The organism is Pseudomonas sp. OE 28.3, assembly GCF_014268205.2.
GTDB lineage: Bacteria > Pseudomonadota > Gammaproteobacteria > Pseudomonadales > Pseudomonadaceae > Aquipseudomonas > Aquipseudomonas edaphica.
Map to the genome: position 1 here is coordinate 4,580,452 of NZ_CP077082.1, position 16,896 is coordinate 4,597,347.

At 57.2% G+C, this 16,896-nt stretch carries 18 protein-coding genes and 2 pseudogenes; 10 read left to right on the forward strand and 10 right to left on the reverse strand.

What is annotated here, in order from left to right:
* The first annotated feature begins 36 nt into the window (after positions 1-36).
* The 5 genes and pseudogenes from HU759_RS20520 to HU759_RS20540 form a co-directional block, all read left to right on the forward strand.
* Positions 37-1,047 carry an ABC transporter substrate-binding protein gene (locus tag HU759_RS20520; protein ID WP_186617557.1) on the forward strand — a complete coding sequence of 337 codons (1,011 nt, stop codon included), beginning with the start codon at positions 37-39 and terminating at the stop codon, positions 1,045-1,047.
* Positions 1,044-2,048 carry an iron ABC transporter permease gene (locus HU759_RS20525; RefSeq protein ID WP_017138720.1) on the forward strand — a complete coding sequence of 335 codons (1,005 nt, stop codon included), beginning with the start codon at positions 1,044-1,046 and terminating at the stop codon, positions 2,046-2,048. Before HU759_RS20520 ends, HU759_RS20525 begins: the two co-directional genes overlap by 4 nt.
* Positions 2,045-2,809 carry an ABC transporter ATP-binding protein gene (locus HU759_RS20530; protein ID WP_169988604.1) on the forward strand — a complete coding sequence of 255 codons (765 nt, stop codon included), beginning with the start codon at positions 2,045-2,047 and terminating at the stop codon, positions 2,807-2,809. The genes HU759_RS20525 and HU759_RS20530 overlap by 4 nt, the downstream gene beginning before the upstream one ends.
* Before the next feature lie 379 nt (positions 2,810-3,188).
* Positions 3,189-3,374: pseudogene (locus HU759_RS20535) on the forward strand (histidinol phosphatase); the annotation flags it as partial.
* Between the two features lie 380 nt (positions 3,375-3,754).
* Positions 3,755-3,940 (forward strand): annotated as a pseudogene (locus tag HU759_RS20540) (histidinol phosphatase); the annotation flags it as partial.
* 334 nt (positions 3,941-4,274) lie between these two features.
* Here the strand turns inward: HU759_RS20540 and HU759_RS20545 are convergent.
* From HU759_RS20545 to HU759_RS20560, 4 genes are all read right to left on the reverse strand, one after another.
* The gene (locus tag HU759_RS20545; RefSeq protein ID WP_217858126.1) at positions 4,275-4,772 is read right to left on the reverse strand and encodes a GNAT family N-acetyltransferase; all 498 of its coding nucleotides are present in this window, start codon (positions 4,770-4,772) and stop codon (positions 4,275-4,277) included.
* Between the two features lie 20 nt (positions 4,773-4,792).
* Positions 4,793-5,332, reverse strand: a complete 540-nt coding sequence (locus HU759_RS20550; RefSeq protein ID WP_186617554.1) for a hypothetical protein — start codon at positions 5,330-5,332, stop codon at positions 4,793-4,795.
* 65 nt (positions 5,333-5,397) lie between these two features.
* Positions 5,398-6,342, reverse strand: coding sequence for an alpha/beta hydrolase (locus HU759_RS20555; protein WP_186617552.1), 945 nt, complete (start codon positions 6,340-6,342; stop codon positions 5,398-5,400).
* Complete coding sequence (locus tag HU759_RS20560; RefSeq protein ID WP_017136899.1) at positions 6,342-6,782, reverse strand: TspO/MBR family protein; 441 nt, start codon at positions 6,780-6,782, stop codon at positions 6,342-6,344. The genes HU759_RS20555 and HU759_RS20560 overlap by 1 nt, the downstream gene beginning before the upstream one ends.
* A gap of 195 nt (positions 6,783-6,977) precedes the next feature.
* On the opposite strand from HU759_RS20560, the gene chrA reads away from it, so the two are divergent.
* Positions 6,978-8,189, forward strand: a complete 1,212-nt coding sequence (gene chrA / locus HU759_RS20565; protein WP_186617549.1) for a chromate efflux transporter — start codon at positions 6,978-6,980, stop codon at positions 8,187-8,189.
* On the opposite strand, the gene HU759_RS20570 is transcribed toward chrA, so the two are convergent.
* A complete protein-coding gene (locus HU759_RS20570) occupies positions 8,170-8,751 on the reverse strand; it encodes a nucleotidyltransferase family protein (protein ID WP_177034793.1) in 582 nt (193 codons plus the stop codon). The two genes, chrA and HU759_RS20570, sit on opposite strands and share 20 nt — an antisense overlap.
* A gap of 124 nt (positions 8,752-8,875) precedes the next feature.
* Between HU759_RS20570 and HU759_RS20575 the strand changes: the two genes are divergently transcribed.
* Together HU759_RS20575 and HU759_RS20580 are read left to right on the forward strand one after the other, a co-directional pair.
* Entirely contained in the window at positions 8,876-9,481 is a 606-nt protein-coding gene (locus HU759_RS20575; RefSeq protein WP_186617547.1) for a hypothetical protein, read from the forward strand.
* A 524-nt stretch (positions 9,482-10,005) separates the two neighbouring features.
* Entirely contained in the window at positions 10,006-10,245 is a 240-nt protein-coding gene (locus HU759_RS20580; protein WP_017136895.1) for a DUF6124 family protein, read from the forward strand.
* Between the two features lie 55 nt (positions 10,246-10,300).
* Here HU759_RS20580 and HU759_RS20585 read toward each other — a convergent pair whose 3' ends face one another.
* The 5 genes from HU759_RS20585 to HU759_RS20605 form a co-directional block, all read right to left on the reverse strand.
* On the reverse strand, positions 10,301-10,582 hold the full coding sequence (locus HU759_RS20585; protein ID WP_186618487.1) for a hypothetical protein: 282 nt from the start codon (positions 10,580-10,582) through the stop codon (positions 10,301-10,303).
* Between the two features lie 77 nt (positions 10,583-10,659).
* Positions 10,660-10,893 (reverse strand): hypothetical protein, encoded by a 234-nt coding sequence (locus tag HU759_RS20590; RefSeq protein WP_186618489.1) that lies wholly within the window; start codon positions 10,891-10,893, stop codon positions 10,660-10,662.
* 210 nt (positions 10,894-11,103) lie between these two features.
* Complete coding sequence (locus HU759_RS20595; RefSeq protein WP_186618490.1) at positions 11,104-13,257, reverse strand: hypothetical protein; 2,154 nt, start codon at positions 13,255-13,257, stop codon at positions 11,104-11,106.
* A complete protein-coding gene (locus tag HU759_RS20600; RefSeq protein WP_186618491.1) occupies positions 13,254-14,444 on the reverse strand; it encodes a hypothetical protein in 1,191 nt (396 codons plus the stop codon). The genes HU759_RS20595 and HU759_RS20600 overlap by 4 nt, the downstream gene beginning before the upstream one ends.
* Before the next feature lie 427 nt (positions 14,445-14,871).
* Entirely contained in the window at positions 14,872-15,612 is a 741-nt protein-coding gene (locus HU759_RS20605; RefSeq protein ID WP_186618492.1) for a BPL-N domain-containing protein, read from the reverse strand.
* Between the two features lie 125 nt (positions 15,613-15,737).
* On the opposite strand from HU759_RS20605, the gene HU759_RS20610 reads away from it, so the two are divergent.
* Positions 15,738-16,193 (forward strand): VOC family protein, encoded by a 456-nt coding sequence (locus HU759_RS20610; protein ID WP_099548977.1) that lies wholly within the window; start codon positions 15,738-15,740, stop codon positions 16,191-16,193.
* 67 nt (positions 16,194-16,260) lie between these two features.
* A complete protein-coding gene (locus HU759_RS20615; protein WP_099548976.1) occupies positions 16,261-16,887 on the forward strand; it encodes a LysE family translocator in 627 nt (208 codons plus the stop codon).
* Positions 16,888-16,896: the final 9 nt, after the last annotated feature.

Here is a 16,896-nt window from a genome sequence, read left to right on the forward strand (position 1 = left end):
CCCTGTTTCCCGTACGGTTCACTCGGAGATTGCCCCATGCTGCTACGCGTTTGCGCCCTGATCACCGGCCTGGGCTTTTGTGCCCTGGCCCACGCCACGCCGACTCACTACCCGCTCACGGTGGAAAACTGCGGCAGCAGCGTCACCTTCCAACAAGCCCCGGCACGCAGCGTGACCATCGGCCAGGCCGCCACCGAGATGCTTTACGCTCTGGGCGTAGCGGACAAAGTGGTCGGCACTTCGCTGTGGTTCAACAGCGTATTACCGCAGTTCAAAGCGCAAAACGACAAGATCGAGCGCCTGGCCGACAACGAGCCGAGCTTCGAAGCTGTGATCGCCAAACGCCCACAACTGGTGGCAGCCGAGCTGGAATGGGTGGTCGGCCCGCAAGGCGTGGTCGGTACCCGCGAGCAATTCCACGAACTGAAGATTCCCACCTACGTGCTGCCCTCCGACTGCGAAGGCAAGGACAACCTGGTGGGCGCCGATGGCACGCGGCTGGAGCCGTTTCGCATCGACACGATTTATAAAAGCATCAGCCAGTTGGCTGAGATTTTCGACGTGCAAGCGCGCGGCCAACAGTTGAATGACGAACTCAAGGCCCGCCTGGCCAAGTCCGTCGCCACCGCGCAAGGCAAAGGCCTCGAGCACGCCAGCGCACTGGTGTGGTTTTCCAGCAGCGAAATGGCCGCCGACCCGTATGTGGCCGGCCACAAGGGCATTCCCGAATTGATGCTGCAAACCCTCGGCCTGCACAACGTGGTGCAGTCCGACGAAGAATGGCCCGCCGTCGGTTGGGAGACCATCGCCAAGGCCAACCCGACCTTCCTGGTGATCGCGCGCATGGACCGCCGTCGCTACCCGGCCGACGACCATGAAAAGAAACTTGCCTTCCTGCGCAGCGACCCGGTGACCCGCAACATGGACGCGGTGAAAAACAACCGCATCCTCATTATTGATGCCCTGGCGTTGCAGGCCAGCCTGCGCATGTTCGATGGCCTGGAACAACTGGCCGGTGCCATCGACGGCTACGACCTGTCGAAATGATGCGCACCCTACTCGCCCTCGCCGTGTTGCTGATGGCCGTGCTCGCCGGCACCGCCATCGGCGAAACCGCCATCGAACCGCAAGTGGTCTTGCAGGTGCTGGCCAACAAACTCTGGGCCGCCGGTTACGTGCTCGACCCGATCGATGAAGGCGTGGTGTGGAACTACCGCCTGACACGGGCGCTGGTTGCCGCCGCGTGTGGCGCCGGGCTGGCCACCTGCGGGGTGATCCTGCAGTCGCTGTTGCGCAACCCGTTGGCCGATCCGTACCTGCTGGGCATCAGCGCGGGCGCCTCGACCGGTGCAGTGTTGGTGGCATTGATGGGTGTGGGCGGTGGGCTGATTTCGCTGTCGGCGGGCGCGTTTGTCGGCGCGATGGCGGCGTTTGCGTTGGTGATATTGCTGGCACGGGCCAGCGGCTCAGTCAGCGGCACCGGCCAGATCATCCTCGCCGGCATCGCCGGTTCGCAGCTGTTCAATGCCCTCACCGCGTTCCTAATCACCAAGTCCGCCAGTTCCGAACAGGCGCGCGGCATCATGTTCTGGCTGCTGGGCAACCTCAGCGGCGTGCGCTGGCCGTCGGTGTGGCTGGCGGTGCCGGTGGCGGTCGCAGGCCTGGCGGTGTGCTTGTGGCATCGGCGTGCGCTGGATGCGTTTACCTTTGGCACCGACTCGGCGGCTTCGTTGGGTATTCCAGTGCGCCGTGTGCAATTTGTGCTTGTCGGTTGCGCGGCGCTGGTGACGGCGGTGATGGTGTCGATTGTCGGCTCCATCGGTTTTGTCGGGCTGGTGATTCCCCACGCCGTGCGCCTGCTGCTGGGCACCGGGCATTCGCGGTTGCTGCCCGCCAGTGCGCTGGGTGGCGCGTTGTTTCTGATCGCTGCTGATGTGCTGTCGCGCACCTTGATCAAAGGCCAGGTGATTCCCGTCGGTGTGGTCACTGCCTTGGTCGGCGCGCCAGTCTTTGCATTGATCCTGATTGGCCGGAGGAATGCGCGATGACGGTACTCAGTTGCACCGGCCTGGGCTTCAAGGTGCGTGAAGCGCATTTGCTGCGCGACATTGATCTTGAAGTTCAGCCAGGTGAAACCTTGGGCATTGTCGGGCCGAACGGCTCGGGCAAATCCACCCTGCTTAAATTGCTCGCCGGTTTGCGTGTGCCTGCGTCCGGCGAGGTGTTACTGGGCGGCCAGCGCCTGACCAAACTGCCCCGTCGCCTTGTTGCGCAACACCTGGCGGTGGTGGAGCAGCAGGCTGATACCGACGATGCCATCCGCGTGTTCGATGCCGTGGCGCTGGGCCGCACGCCCTGGCTGTCGGCGCTGAGCCCGTGGTCTGCCGAAGACGATGCCATCGTGCGCCAGGCGCTGCACGACGTCGATGCCACCCACCTGAGCCAACGCGCCTGGCGCAGCCTCTCTGGCGGCGAGCGCCAACGCGTGCACATCGCCCGCGCATTGGCGCAACGACCGCAGATCTTGTTGCTGGATGAGCCGACCAATCACCTGGATATCCAACATCAACTGGCGATTTTGAAAGGTGTGCAGGCGCTGCCGGTGACCACGCTGATTGCGCTGCATGACCTGAACCAGGCGCTGACCTGTGATCGCTTGGCGGTACTGGATCGCGGCTGCCTGGTGGCATTGGGCACGCCGCTGGAGGTGCTGACGCCGCAGCGGCTACAGGAAACATTCGGGGTGCAGGCGCATTACCTCACGGACCCGTTCGACGGCGCGCAAATCCTGCGGTTACGCCCCATTTAATGGACTGCACACCGCGCAAAGGTGGGAGCTGGCTTGCCTGCGATGCCGGCGGATCAGTGCCATAGCTGGGGCTGACACACCGCTATCGCAGCATAGGTATCTACACAACTTTTAGAGGCATCCCATTTCTCCTGTGGCGAGCAGGCTTGTCCTGCGTTGGGCTGCGAAGCAGCCCCAGTAAAGGCACTGCAATTTTCCTGAAAGTACTCAGCGTCTGGGTTTGGGGCCGCTTCGCAGCCCAACGCAGGACAAGCCTGCTCGCCACAACAGCCCACTTGCGACAGACTTCTAACCGTTGTGTAGACACCTATGGCTATCGCAGGCAAGCCAGCTCCCACCTTGATCTATAGAGCCCGCTGCATATGTGTCGTCTGCCACGCATGACCTGAACCAGGCGCTGACCTGTGACCGTTTGGCGGTGCTGGATCACGGCTGCCTGGTGGCATTGGGCAAACCGCTGGAGGTGCTGACGCCGCAGCGGCTACAGGAAACATTCGGGGTGCAGGCGCATTACCTGACGGACCCGTTCGACGGCGCGCAAATCCTGCGGTTACGCCCCATTTAATGGACTGCACACCGCGCAAAGGTGGGAGCTGGCTTGTCTGCGATGCCGGCGGATCAGTGCCATAGCTGGGGCTGACACACCGCTATCGCAGCATAGCTACCTACACAACTTTTAAAGGCATCCCATTTCTCCTGTGGCGAGCAGGCTTGTCCTGCGTTGGGCTGCGAAGCAGCCCCAGTAAAGGCACTGCAATTTTCCTGAAAGTACTCAGCGTCTGGGTTTGGGGCCGCTTCGCAGCCCAACGCAGGGCAAGCCTGCTCGCCACAACAGCCCACTTGCGACAGACTTCTAACCGGTTGTGTAGACACCTATGGCTATCGCCGGCAAGCCAGCTCCCACCTTGATCTATAGAGCCCGCTGCATATGTGTCGTCTGCCACGCATGACCTGAACCAGGCGCTGACCTGTGATCGTTTGGCGATACTGGATCGCGGCTGCCTGGTGGCATTGGGCACGCCGTTGGAGGTGCTGACGCCGCAGCGGCTACAGGAAACATTCGGGGTGCAGGCGCATTACCTCACGGACCCGTTCGACGGCGCGCAAATCCTGCGGTTACGCCCCATTTAATGGACTGCACACCGCGCAAAGGTGGGAGCTGGCTTGCCTGCGATGCCGGCGGATCAGTGCCATAGCTGGGGCTGACACACCGCTATCGCAGCATAGGTATCTACACAACTTTTAGAGGCATCCCATTTCTCCTGTGGCGAGCAGGCTTGTCCTGCGTTGGGCTGCGAAGCAGCCCCAGTAAAGGCACTGCAATTTTCCTGAAAGTACTCAGCGTCTGGGTTTGGGGCCGCTTCGCAGCCCAACGCAGGGCAAGCCTGCTCGCCACAACAGCCCACTTGCGACAGACTTCTAACCGTTCTATGGCTATCGCAGGCAAGCCAGCTCCCACCTTGATCTATAAATACCGCTGCATATGCGTGGTCTGCCACACCGGGTCGGCTTCGACGTCGATCACCTCAAACCCCTGCCGCCGCCAAAAATCAATCGCACCCGGCAAAAACGGATGGGTGTGCAGGTAAACCACCTCCACCCCATCCGCCTGTGCCTTCATCTCCAATGCGCGATACAACTCCCCTGCCAAACCAAAACGGCGAAACGCCGGCAGCACGAACAGGCGCACCACTTCGACGACCTTGCGGCCCTGGTAACTCAACTGCGGGAAGCGCCCGTCATACGGCAGATAGCCGACGGCAGCCACGATTTGACCTTCAACACAGGCCAGCAGAAACTGGCCGTCACCCTTTAGGTAAACGGCCTCAAATCGCGCCAAGTCATCCGGCAGGCCCGTGGCGCTGAGCTTGGGGAAAAGCTCGGCACGGGCCTGCAGAACAAAGGCCAGCACCTGCGGAAGGTCGGCGGCCGTCACCGTCCGAATGGTCGGGCTTTGTGCCATACAATCTCGATCGCTCCGTGTCACTTGGTATGCACGTAGCACAAAGCAGAGCCCTTCACGCCCGACGCATGGACGCTGACATGCCGCGTGGAAAAGCCTGGCTTCTCGACGAACTGCTTCTCTTGCCAACTCGCGTAGATGCCGTACTGATAACCGATGGCGCCATTGGCATACCACGACACGGCCATCTTATACACGCCCTTCTCATCCGGGGCCTCCCACAGCGTCTTGTCGAGGACCGGCTTCGCCTGGTTGAACGTGCGCAGGTGGAACGTGCGCGGCCCGCCGTTGGGCTCGGTCGAACTGGACAGAAACAGCGTGTCGTCTTCGGCATCGTCTTCGGCAGCCGCCAGAATCACTGCCGGCACCCACTTCTCGCCCCGGTACTCTTTTTCGATGAACACCGTGCAGCTCAACGTGCCGTCACCTGGGGTCTTCATTTTGAATTGCCGCTCGTACTGCCCGTAGGGCACATCAAACGAGAAGTTGTATTCGGCGGCTTGAGCACCTGCCACCAGCAAAAATGCCGATAGCCCTGCAACTGCATGGGAAATGGTCACGTGTGCGTCCTTGCGAGAATCTGGAAACCAGGGTGTCAGAGGTTACGCGGGGTGCAGGTGAATGGCTAACCACTACAAGCGAGTACCGACTGGATCCTCGCCGATATCCACCGCCGACTGTAAGCAAGTACGCCATCCGCCATCGCCACCGGAAAATGAATAAACCCATGGGCAGATTCCGGCAACAGGTGCGCCTCAACCTGCGCGGCCATGCCCCAGCGCTCGGCCATCTGCAGCGTGTCGTCCAGCAACGGGTCCAGTTCGCCGACAAACATCAACGCCGGCGGCAAGCCGGTCAGGTCGCCATACAACGGTGACAACGGCGGCTGCCGACGTTGCTCATCACTCAAGCCCGGCGTGAGCATGCGCAGCGCTTCGACCATACCTGGTCCGTCCAGCAACAACGTCTGCGGCCCCGCCGTGCGCACGCTCGGTGTGCCGGTCAAGTCGTATACGCCGTAGTACAGCACCGCACCGCTCACCCGCTTGAGCAATTCAGGCCATTGCTTAAGCGCCAACAAGGTTGCCGCCGCCAGATGCCCACCGGCCGACTCACCCACAACGAACACTGGCAAGCCTGCAAACTCATCACTGCTGAGCAACCAGCGCGCGGCATTCAGGCAGTCCTCCATCAACCCCTCAACCGGCGTGTCCACCGCCAGCCGGTAATCCACCGACACCACCGCCACACCACACGCCTGCACCATGCCCAGGTTGAGGTCGTCATCCATCTGTGCATTGCCGATCACCCAACCGCCGCCGTGGATATCCAGCACCACGCCGTTGGTTTTCCCCTCGGGCCGCAGGATACGCACGGGCACACCGGCCACTCGGCGGGTTTCAGCCGCAGGCGCTTTCTTGACCTTTTGACTGACTCGCAGCAACGCCTGGATCAAACGCGGCGTGACGCGATTGCGGATTTTAAAACGCGGCAGCCAGGCCAGCTTTTTATTGAACTGGCGCATCTGGACTAATTCAGCCTCGCTCGCGGGCCAGCGTTTATGAGCCATCAGCGGTTATTACGCAAAATCGAGAAATTCAACGCCGCCGCTACGCTCAGCCACGCCAGGTAAGGGAACAGGATCAAGCCGGTGATCAAGTCCAACCGCAACGCCATCACCACCAACGCCGCCACCACCAGCCACAGCAGCACAATCACCACCATCCCGGCCACGATGTTATGCGCGCCGAAAAACACCGGCGTCCACAGCGTGTTCAGCGCAATCTGCGCCGCCCACAGGCCGAGGGCCAATTGGCTGCCGGGAATCATCGTCAGGCGATAACCCGCCCAGGCGAGCAGCAGGTAGATGACGGTCCAGGCCACCGGAAACAGCCAATTGGGTGGAGTGAAGCCGGGCTTGACCAGGGTTTCGTACCACTGGCCAGGCTTGAAAATGATGCCGGTACTGGCGGCGGCGCCGCAGGCGATGAGGAAAATAAGGAAGATCATGGGCTGTCCTGGGCTGAAATCAGCGGTGATGGGTGGGAGGCCTTGTTCCCTGCCATTTCAATGACTCAAACACACGGGCATAAATTCCATCCAGCGCGGCAATTTGCACAAACCAGCGCCTCTTCTTCGCGTCATCAAAATCGACTAGGGTGCCTCTACGCCTTAATCCGTTTGCCGTCATTGGGATGCTGCGCCTTGAACCTCTCCACTGTTGACCACCGCGCCAGCCCCTGGTCGGTATTCCTGATTTTCCTGCGCCTTGGGCTCACGTCATTCGGTGGTCCGGTGGCGCATCTGGGTTACTTTCGCGACGAGTTCGTCACCCGGCGGCGCTGGCTGAGTGAGCGCACTTATGCGGACCTTGTAGCAATGTGCCAATTCCTCCCCGGCCCGGCCAGCAGCCAGGTGGGCATTGCGCTGGGTCTGTCACGGGCGGGCTACGGCGGCGCGCTGGCGGCGTGGCTGGGGTTTACCCTGCCGTCGGCCGTGGTGCTGATCCTGTTTGCAATGGGTATTGCCCAACACAGCGCGGCCATCCCGTCCGGCGTGCTGCACGGCCTTAAAGTCGTGGCGGTCGCCGTCGTCGCGCAAGCCGTGTGGGGCATGGCGCGCAACCTGTGCACCGACGCAACGCGCATCACTGTGATGCTGATCGCCGCCTGCATAGCCCTGCTGCAAACCTCGGCCTGGGGCCAGGTGGGTGTTATAGCCGCAGCGGCACTGGCCGGCCTGCTCTGGCTCAATACCCCGCCGCCGACCACCCACGACGCGCTGCCCATCACCCTCAGCCGTCGAACCGGGGCAATGTGGCTGGCGTTGTTCCTGATATTACTGGCGGGCCTGCCGCTGCTGGCGCAGTTCACAACCCGCCAAGACGTGGCCATGATCGACGCGTTCTACCGCACCGGTGCACTCGTGTTCGGTGGCGGCCACGTGGTACTGCCGCTATTGCAAGCGGAGGTCGTGCCGACACTCTGGGTGAGCAACGACGTATTCCTGGCCGGCTACGGGGCGGCGCAAGCCATGCCCGGTCCCCTGTTCACCTTCGCCGCATTCCTTGGCGCGTCGATGCAACAGCCCCCCACCGGTTGGCCTGGCGGTTTGCTCTGCCTGCTGGCGATCTTTGCGCCCTCGTTTTTGCTGGTGATGGGCGCAATGCCCTTCTGGGAAAGCCTGCGCCGCAGCCCGCGCACCCAAGCGGCTCTCGCGGGCGTGAATGCTGCGGTGGTTGGCCTGTTGCTGGCAGCGCTGTACCAACCGGTGTGGACCAGCGCTATCTTCAGCGCCCGGGACTTCGGTCTGGCCCTGATTGCCCTGGTGGCGTTGATGGTGTGGAAATTACCCCCGTGGCTGGTGGTGCTGGGCAGCGCCGGGCTCGGATGGCTGCTCAGCCTCGGCCCGGCATAACCTCAGGCGCCACGATCGTGAGCCAAGGCCAGCGCGCCTGATAACTCCGGGCCTTGGCGGCGAACAACTCAGGCTCGCGGTGCAGCGGGTTAATGCGCAACACGCCCTGCTCCACATCCGCTAACCCATAGGGCGCATACACCTCGCCCGTGTCGATCTCCAGCCCGATGCAGGTGCCGGCCACCAGGTAACGGTCCACGCCCTGTTTAGCCGAGTGCAACTGTGGGTAGGGCCGACCAAAGCGCTCGCTGTACCAAAGGTGCACCCGCGCCTGGTTCTTGACCTCGACATTGACGCCCAAATCCTCAAATAACCTTTCGGCGGTGCGGATCACTTTGTCCTCCGCTTCGTAGGACAGATCCGTGTCGAAGTAAAAGACGTCGTAGTCCTTTACGCCCTGAGCCGCAGGCAAGTTTGACTGATGGTTCCAGACGGCCTGGAACAGGCAGCCCGCCGTGAGCATGCACTGCTCCACACCAAGGTCGGGCAGGCGCGCGGTGATTTCGGCGTTGATGGGGTTGGCCATGGCCAGTTCGAGCAGGGTGTTGACGGTCAATGTCATGTTTAATCCTTGTGTGTTCAAGGTGGCTCAAGTCACCGAACCTACACGACGGCGGGGAGGGTTTCGTGACAGCAATGTTTCTATACACTTTGCCCGCCCGCCACCAATCGTCAAGGATAAAACGATGCGAACCAGAGAAATGGCCCTCATCACCGCCGCCGCTTTGCTGCTCACCGCCTGCAGCGACAGCCCGTCGGACACCGACATTCAAGCCGCGCTGCAACCCAGGCTCGAAGGCGCGTCCTGCGTGAAGGCGGCGATGTTCAACCGCTTCCCGGTGACCTTGAGTGACAGCGTCATGAGCGGCACCTCCAGCGCCAACCAGCCGGCCTTCGATGCGCTGACCGACGCCGGCCTGCTGACCAAAAGCGCCAACACCTACAGCCTCACCGACAACGGCCGCGCCGCCTATGTGCAGCAAGAGTCCGGGTTCTGCTACGCCCAGGGCTATGAAATCGCCAAGATCCAGAACATCGCCGCCAACCCCAACCCGATGGGCGCCGCCGTGGATAAATCCTGGGTAGTGACCGTCGACATCCGCCAGAAGACCATCGCCGACTGGGCCAACACCCCGGCGATTGAAAAACTGGCCCGTAACCCGGAAAACCTCTCCGAAGTGCCCAAGACCTACACCGTGGTGGTGGGCCGCTTGAAGGGTGAGCAAACGCTGAAGCTGATCGACCCAAGGTTTTCGATCATGCGTGGGGTTGGGGTGAACCAGGCGTTCTAAGTGGTGAGCAGTACTGTTGTGGAAAGCGGGTTCGTTGTGGCGAGCAGGCTTGTTGTGGCGAGCAGGCTTGCCCTGCGCTGGAGTGCGCAGCGCTCCCAACCCAGCCACCGCGGTCCAAGAGGGAAACCCGACCGCCGCTTTTGGGGCCGCTTCGCAGCCCAACGCAGGGCAAGCCTGCTCGCCACAAGGGAGTGTGCAAACCACAGGGAATGGTGAACAAGCCCGCACCACCTTGCTCCATTGCCTACGCGTGCGTCAGAATCCGCCGGCTTGTGTGCTGAGGTGGCCGTCTCTAAGGTGGCTCGGTCGCTGAATGTTCAGTGATCGGGTTTAGTAGCCTGAGTTGGGTATTGAAAAGTGCATGAGCTTCATCAATCAGACATTGCGTCTGTGCTTGATGGTGGCTGTGCGTAGGGCGTCCTCGGGCGCGCCGGCTTTGATATCCACCGGTCTACTAACCTGCGCACAGCTGCCACCTTTTCGTTTAGTAGCGAAAAGATGGCGGCCAAAACCAGGATATCGTTATGACTCAAGCAAAAACTGACTCAACCACCCTCTTCACCGTCGTCCCCGACGCCAACACCGAAACCCTCATCACCAACAGCTACGAAACCTTCACCAGCGTCAGCACATTACTGCTCGACCTGTCCGAAGACCTGTGCGGCAAACACCGCGACGTCGCTCTGGCCATCCACCAACTGAGCGAACTGGGCGTGCTGCTCACGGCCAAATTGCTCGACCGTGAAGCACCTTGCCCTGGCTGATAAACAGCCCAAGGCAGCGCCGCAAAGGGCGCTGCCTTCAATTAACGTCAGGGTATTAATCCACGTACTGAATAGTGAAATCCGGGTAGTGATCAACAATCTGAATCTTGTAGTCGGGGTAGTGATCCACCGTTTTCCACTTGCCGGCTGAATCAGGGTAGTGATCCACCTTCTGCACCTTGAGGTCCGGGTAGTGATCGACCACCTGAACCTTGTAGTCCGGGTAGTGATCGACGAACTGAATGTTGCCGTAAATCTTCGACACATCAACGCTCGTGCCCGCTTGAGCGCCGAAGGCACAGGTCAGCAGCAGTGACGCAACAGCAACTTTAAACATGACAGCCTCATCCTGAGAAATAAAAGGCGCCCAGTCTAACGCCCTGCGCGCGCGCAACTTCCTGTAGTGCCGGGTTCTTAACCCTTCAACTCACCCGCACGGTTACTCGCCGCATCGTCATAAGCCACATACAAGGATTCGGCGATCTGGCTTTTGATGGCTTTGGTGGATTCCAGGCCCAACACAAATCCTTCGGCCTTGCCGCCAGCGCGGTTGAGTTCTTCGTGGGTCGCGGCGCCAGTGATGGCGTCCAGGAGCTTGGTGGCGTGAGGGCCGACGCCTTTTGGGAGGGAGATTTGGTCGATGGACATGGCGATACCTTGATAAAAAAATGATCGGGAGCGCATGGACCACTGCCGGGGGTGTCATGGTAGACCGGTTGGCTTGGAAAGGGGCTGGTTTCGGCCAATAGCTGTCCTTCGCTGGTGGGCAGAAATCGGCCAGAAGCGATCATTCTGTGTCTAGGAAAACTGGGGCGATTCAGTAGCAACACTACAACGTATTGCTACCGAAGCTAATTTTTAACCCTTAGATAGTTTATTGAGCAGAAAGTCTAGGTCTGCTGACCCTGATCCGGCACTAAACCTTTGGCATAGTTTTTTAGTGTCTTCCCCCGTCAGGCGCATCGCTCCGATCCACATAGCCATTAAGAACTCCAATGCTGCTTCACCCTGTTCGAACGTATGATTTTCTACTATGGAAATAATCACACCTAACATTTTGTTACTGAAATCATCGCTAACTGAGTAATCAAGCTCAGTAGGATTTGCTGAACGAAGCAAAGCAGCTTGGATCACACCGTCGTTGTAACGATCAAAACAGGCTGGACTGATAACCGTTGCATGATAAAAGTTATCGAGACCATCTTTTCCGACTCTACATCTCAAGTCGTGAATCAATGCCTGGATAGTCCAGTAGACATCAGCCTGAGTTGCTCGATCTGTATCCAGTTCTAACTCGTGCCAAAACGCAAATGATGGGCGAAGCGCTAGAGATTTCCCGCTAGTGGTAGGAAGAAATAAGTTGTCATTCGTAACACCATAGGAGTTTAATCTCTGTGCCAGAATCTCAGGTAACGACTCAGAGTCTCCAAGTGGATCGTCGCCTCCCACAACCATCAGATTATCAAGCTCAATATCCCAAGAATTCTTACTACTCTCTGTCACCCGAGGCATGGGAACTTTCTGCAGCACAACTAGTTCATGCCCACCCTGCTCTAAATCTTTTCTGACTTGCTCGAGCGATACAGAGTTAGATATTTTTGAAAAACCTACAAAATATAAGATTGACGCGGCAGGCTGCATTTTTCTAAGGCGCCTTGACATATCCAGCAACTTCCCGCCGGACGTTATCGCACCTGCGACTACAACTACTGAGCCAACATTTACTAGTTGGTTAGGCTGAAGTTCGGATACAGAGCACCAACTAATATTTCCGGCAGCGGCCCCAACCTGAGATCTTATCGCATCAGAAAATGCCTTTGAACCTGAATCATCTAATGACACAACAAGCTCAACATCAATTGCAAAGCTTTTCCTAACCTTTCGCTCAAAAATCTTACGAAACTCAGGAGACGGCTCGCTTAAAACACGCTCAATATCGATGTAATATAGTTCTCTAAAATCAGATAAGGGGCTAGACGACTGAGACCAACAAAGGATATTTTTTGTCGCAAACTCTTTGAAAAAACTTGCGCGATCCTTGTTGAAGTCCGCCCTTTTGATAATTAGCTGCTCATGTGTAGGAGTTTCCGGTAGAAACTGATCTCCCACTATTCTAATTAAGCGAGAACCTCTTTTGCAAAGTGGGCAGTCGTTAGCGCGATATGAGTCTTCGTGACCAGTTAACGCACCTGCAATATTGTAGACCCCACTTATCCCCGACGGAAGGTGACTATAAAAGATATTTCTTACGGAGTCAGCTACAAACCCGTTATTTTTAACTAGCCTCTGCGCCAGACCTCCGCTGGTGGTAGCGGAAATTAGAACAAGACTTTCAGCGTCGGTTATAAAATCATAATCTCTATTAAAAGCGGCATAGGATTCAAAGCTATCGATCAACGGAAGTGTTGCTCCAAACTTCCCCGACATACTCAGCGCCTGGCCCACCAAGTAGGATATTGAAGAAGTATCAACGTATATTCTTTTTAGTTCTATAGCAAAAAAAGGCAGCAAGCCAATAGCCAAAAATGATACTTCAACACTTGAAACCAATAGATTGGACGCGCGTATAAATGCGTTGCAGTGGTCTCCTGACGGTTTTAGAAAGTGATAATTCGACTGTGATGCAATCACTCCGCACCGACGTTGAAAAATATCAATGACACCAGATTGGATTATCTCTTTCTCAAGGTTGGCTGGTACTGGCCGAGAGTCCTCATTGAAAAAGAGTTTCCCATCAGGAGAAAAAAATACACATATCAGTTTTTCTTTTATATTACCTACAAAAGATTCTACTTCTTCTCGCAGGGTAATGTCTGCACTCAATTCAGAAAGTGATTGCCGCTGACCTTTTGATGTCAACACATAAACATCTGCGGGTACAAGATTTTTTTCGACATCTGCTTTTAAAACTTTGGCAATAGAATCGCTTGAAACCTCTCCAGAGAAAAACAAAAGAAGACTTTTTCGGGCACCACTCGATTTTTCGAACCGAAAAGAAAAGCATCCGTTCATTCACTCATCTCCAAGGGGATTAGAAAGGTAACTGCCACACCTGATACCGGAGCCATCTCAGTTCTCGCGCCCCTTTCTTGTGTTTCCCAGTCTTCAAACTCACAAAGGTCGTCGCTTTGAAATGGGTTATTAACAAAATCCCTAAATAGCGATAGTCGTCCGCTACGAACCCTCATGAACGCTTTAAGCTTAGTGAGACGTTCCATCACTACTGGCAAGCCATGGCCCTTTGAGCTTTTTCCTGAAGAGGTTTGTCGAAATGTGAAACATTTTTTGAAAATCTCGTACTCTGCATCCAAGCGCGACATCCCTGATTCAGGCTCTATTTGCGGCTGATCGGCACGCCATCTGCCTTCGTATCCCAGTCCTGAATCTACAATGCTTATCTCAATGAATTTCCTTCGCTCTAATGGGAGCTCATCAATAGAGGAAAAATAATTGCTCATTGCTAGGCTTGCAGCTGCCCTAGTATCCACGCTTGATGCAGTGAGATTGACTCCATTCGTGTAGATTATTCGCATGCCAGGCTTAAGCCATACATCCTTTTTGATACTTCGACTTCCATGTTCATGAGTATTTAGGAATAACTCATAGAACGCCCTGCCTAAGTACCCACTTTCCTCATCATTCAGGGGCTCCGCACCACCAACGAGGTTAGTCGACTTACCGACCATCGCTGACATTACTGATCGAAATTGGAGCTGATCCCTAATAGTTGGTTTTTTGTCATAACTATGAAGATAAAAGTTTCTATCAAACCCCTTGGTACTATGGTCCACTAACGCAAACCAGCACAATCCTCCGCGCTGCTGACCGAATCTTGAGTTCCCTTGCTGCTCTATCGCGTCGCGAGCGCCAAGATTAACTGACGGCCGAAGATCTTCCAGACTCCCTTCGATGTATATGTTTTTAGCAAGCATCGAAAGACAAAACTTATGCGGCCTACTCAAAAGCTCGCTAACTCTCTCCGGAATTTCTGCTTCGGTAGCTCTTATGTAGACATTCCGACTACTGCTGCGACGAGCCCAAGTATTAATCGCTTGAATGGCTGCCGCATAACTGCCAAAGGCAATATTCTTAGTGCCTTCCGGTATCAAAATATCACCGACGGAATCCGCGCTTGCGAGTTTAGCCAAAAAAGACTCACAGCTTTCTATAGATAAGTTTGTCGGAAATTCAAAATTCATTTACCCCTCCATCAGTTTAAATGCCTAACTCCTGGAACTTTCAAATTCACTCCGCCCTCAACCAAGAAACCGGGAGGCGATTCAATAGAACGCTTACCTCCTCAACGTGACGAGCAGTCCTGCGCGCGCGTTGTGGTAGTCGAAAGATAGCATTCTTGATCCATTTATCCTCTATAGGATATTAACCTAGGCCTCAAGAGATGTTCGAATGATATTTAGCCAAACGGGCAGATGCGTTTTAAGATCCACTAACCTACGATTGCCTTAATCCAAGACTGGTAGCCGTACGCCAAATCTGATTGGATTGAGTGTCTGCTATTGGCCCAGAGCGTGTAAAAACGCACTGATGCACTGTCGGCGCGCAGCGCTGACGGTTGTTAGCTGCCCGTCCCAACAACCCGCTACCAAACAAACGCAGACACATACATCATCCCCCAACCCGCCCCACCAACACCCCAAACAACTCCCCCCGCGGCATCTCACTCACCGCAATCCCCGCATTCTCAAACCACTCCTTCCCCGCCTCCGGATGCGGCCCGCTCAGCACCACCACACCTTTCTCATACCGATACCGCGCCGCCGCCACATCGCCATTGCGATAAGTCGCGATCACCGTATACGGCGCGTGCCCCTTAACCTTGGGAAAGTACGGCCCATCCTGATAGAACACACTGTCCGGCTTGCCATCCCACACCACTCGCACCGCCGCGTCTTCAATCCCGCGCACTTCAAACCCCGGTCGCCCGGCTTCGGAGTCGAGGTCCTGGGGTATCAACCCGAAGTTGCTGTTATCGGCAAGATAAGCGCCCATGCACAACCCCAGGTAGCGCCCGCCCTTGGCCACGTACTCTCGAATGGCGTCCACGCGTGCATCACCGAAGCTGTCGAGCGCGGCCGGAATATCCTGCCCGCCGCCCGGCTGAACATAGAGGTCATAGCGTGCAAGGTTTTGCGGGGTGATGTCGATGGCTTCATCCGCGCCTACAAAGTCGATCTGGTAGTTGGGGCTGAGCCGCAGCAAGGCGTTTTTGACGTTCTCGGAACAGTCATCACAGCCCGCCGGGCCTCGGTAGATGGCGACGTGGGTGATGGGCGTTGCGGCCTGTGCCCAGGGTGATTGCAGGGTGGCGAGTACAAAAAATGCGGCAGCGATGGCGGGCAATTTCATGGTTGAGGGCTCGGCGAACAGGGGTTAGGACTGTTCGAAGCCTATATCGAACGCGACTTTCAATTCGTTAACAGTTGTAAATCGGCTACTGTCGCCTGAATCCACACCCGCCAAGAGGGCCTGTAATGGAGCTGAAGTTCAGCCACGTCGACGTACTGGTCGAGAACCTTGAAGAAACCTGCGCTTATTACGCCAAAATCCTCAAGGCCAAAATCTCCAACACCCAGGTGTGGGAACGCGGCGGGCTGCATGTGCGATATGCGGTGGCGTTGATGGGCCTGGAGCGTTTTATGCTGGTGCAGCCGGTGGCGGGCAACTTGCGCGAGCTGTTGGACGCGCACGGTGAGGGCATGATTTATCGGCATTGCTACACCACGCCGGATATCGAGGTGGCCTATGCCGAGTTGATGGCCGAGGGTGTGCAGCCGCAGGATGAAAACGGCCGGCCCTTGAGCCTGGCGGATCTACAATCGCCGTCCGGCACACGGATCATTTGGTTGCCTAAGCGCTTCGGGCATTTCTCTATCGAGATTCTGGAGGAGAAAGGCTTGGAGGCGTTTATGGTCGCCGCGTTTGCTTGATCGGCGTTGCATTGGCTGCCTACATGAGGATTACTGTAGGCCGCGCCCATCTGCGAGATAACCCGCCATGTTTGAATTCACTGCCCTCGTCACCTACATCGCCGTGGTGCTCGGCCTTTTCCTGATCCCCGGCCCTTCCGTGCTGCTGGTGCTCACCCGCACAATTCAAGGCGGGCGCAAGGTCGGTGTTACGACCGGGCTGGGTGTGGCGTGCGGCGATTTGATTCACACCCTGTGCGCGGCGTTGGGGCTGTCGGCGATTTTGATGACTTCGGCGGCGGCGTTTAACGCGGTGAAGTGGGCTGGCGCGGCGTATCTGATCTACCTGGGCGTGCGCGCGTTCATGGCCAAAACCGGCACGCATGCGCGATTGGAGCTACCGGCGGTGACGCCGCGCCAGGCGTTTTTCCAGGCGATTGGGGCTGAGGTGTTGAACCCGAAAACGGCGATCTTCTTCCTGGCGTTCCTGCCGCAATTTGTACACCCGGAATCGGGTTCGTCGTTGGTGCAGTTTGCCGTGCTGGGCTTGATTTTTTCGGGGCTCAGCGCGGTTTATACGAGTTTGCTGGCACTCTCGATTCGCCCGTTAAGTCGCGGGCTCAAGGGGCTATCCAAGCTGCGTCGGTGGGAAGGCAAGATCATCGGCACGCTGTTTATGGGGCTGGGGCTGAAAGTAGCGTTTCAGCAGCGATAGGCAGGCGCG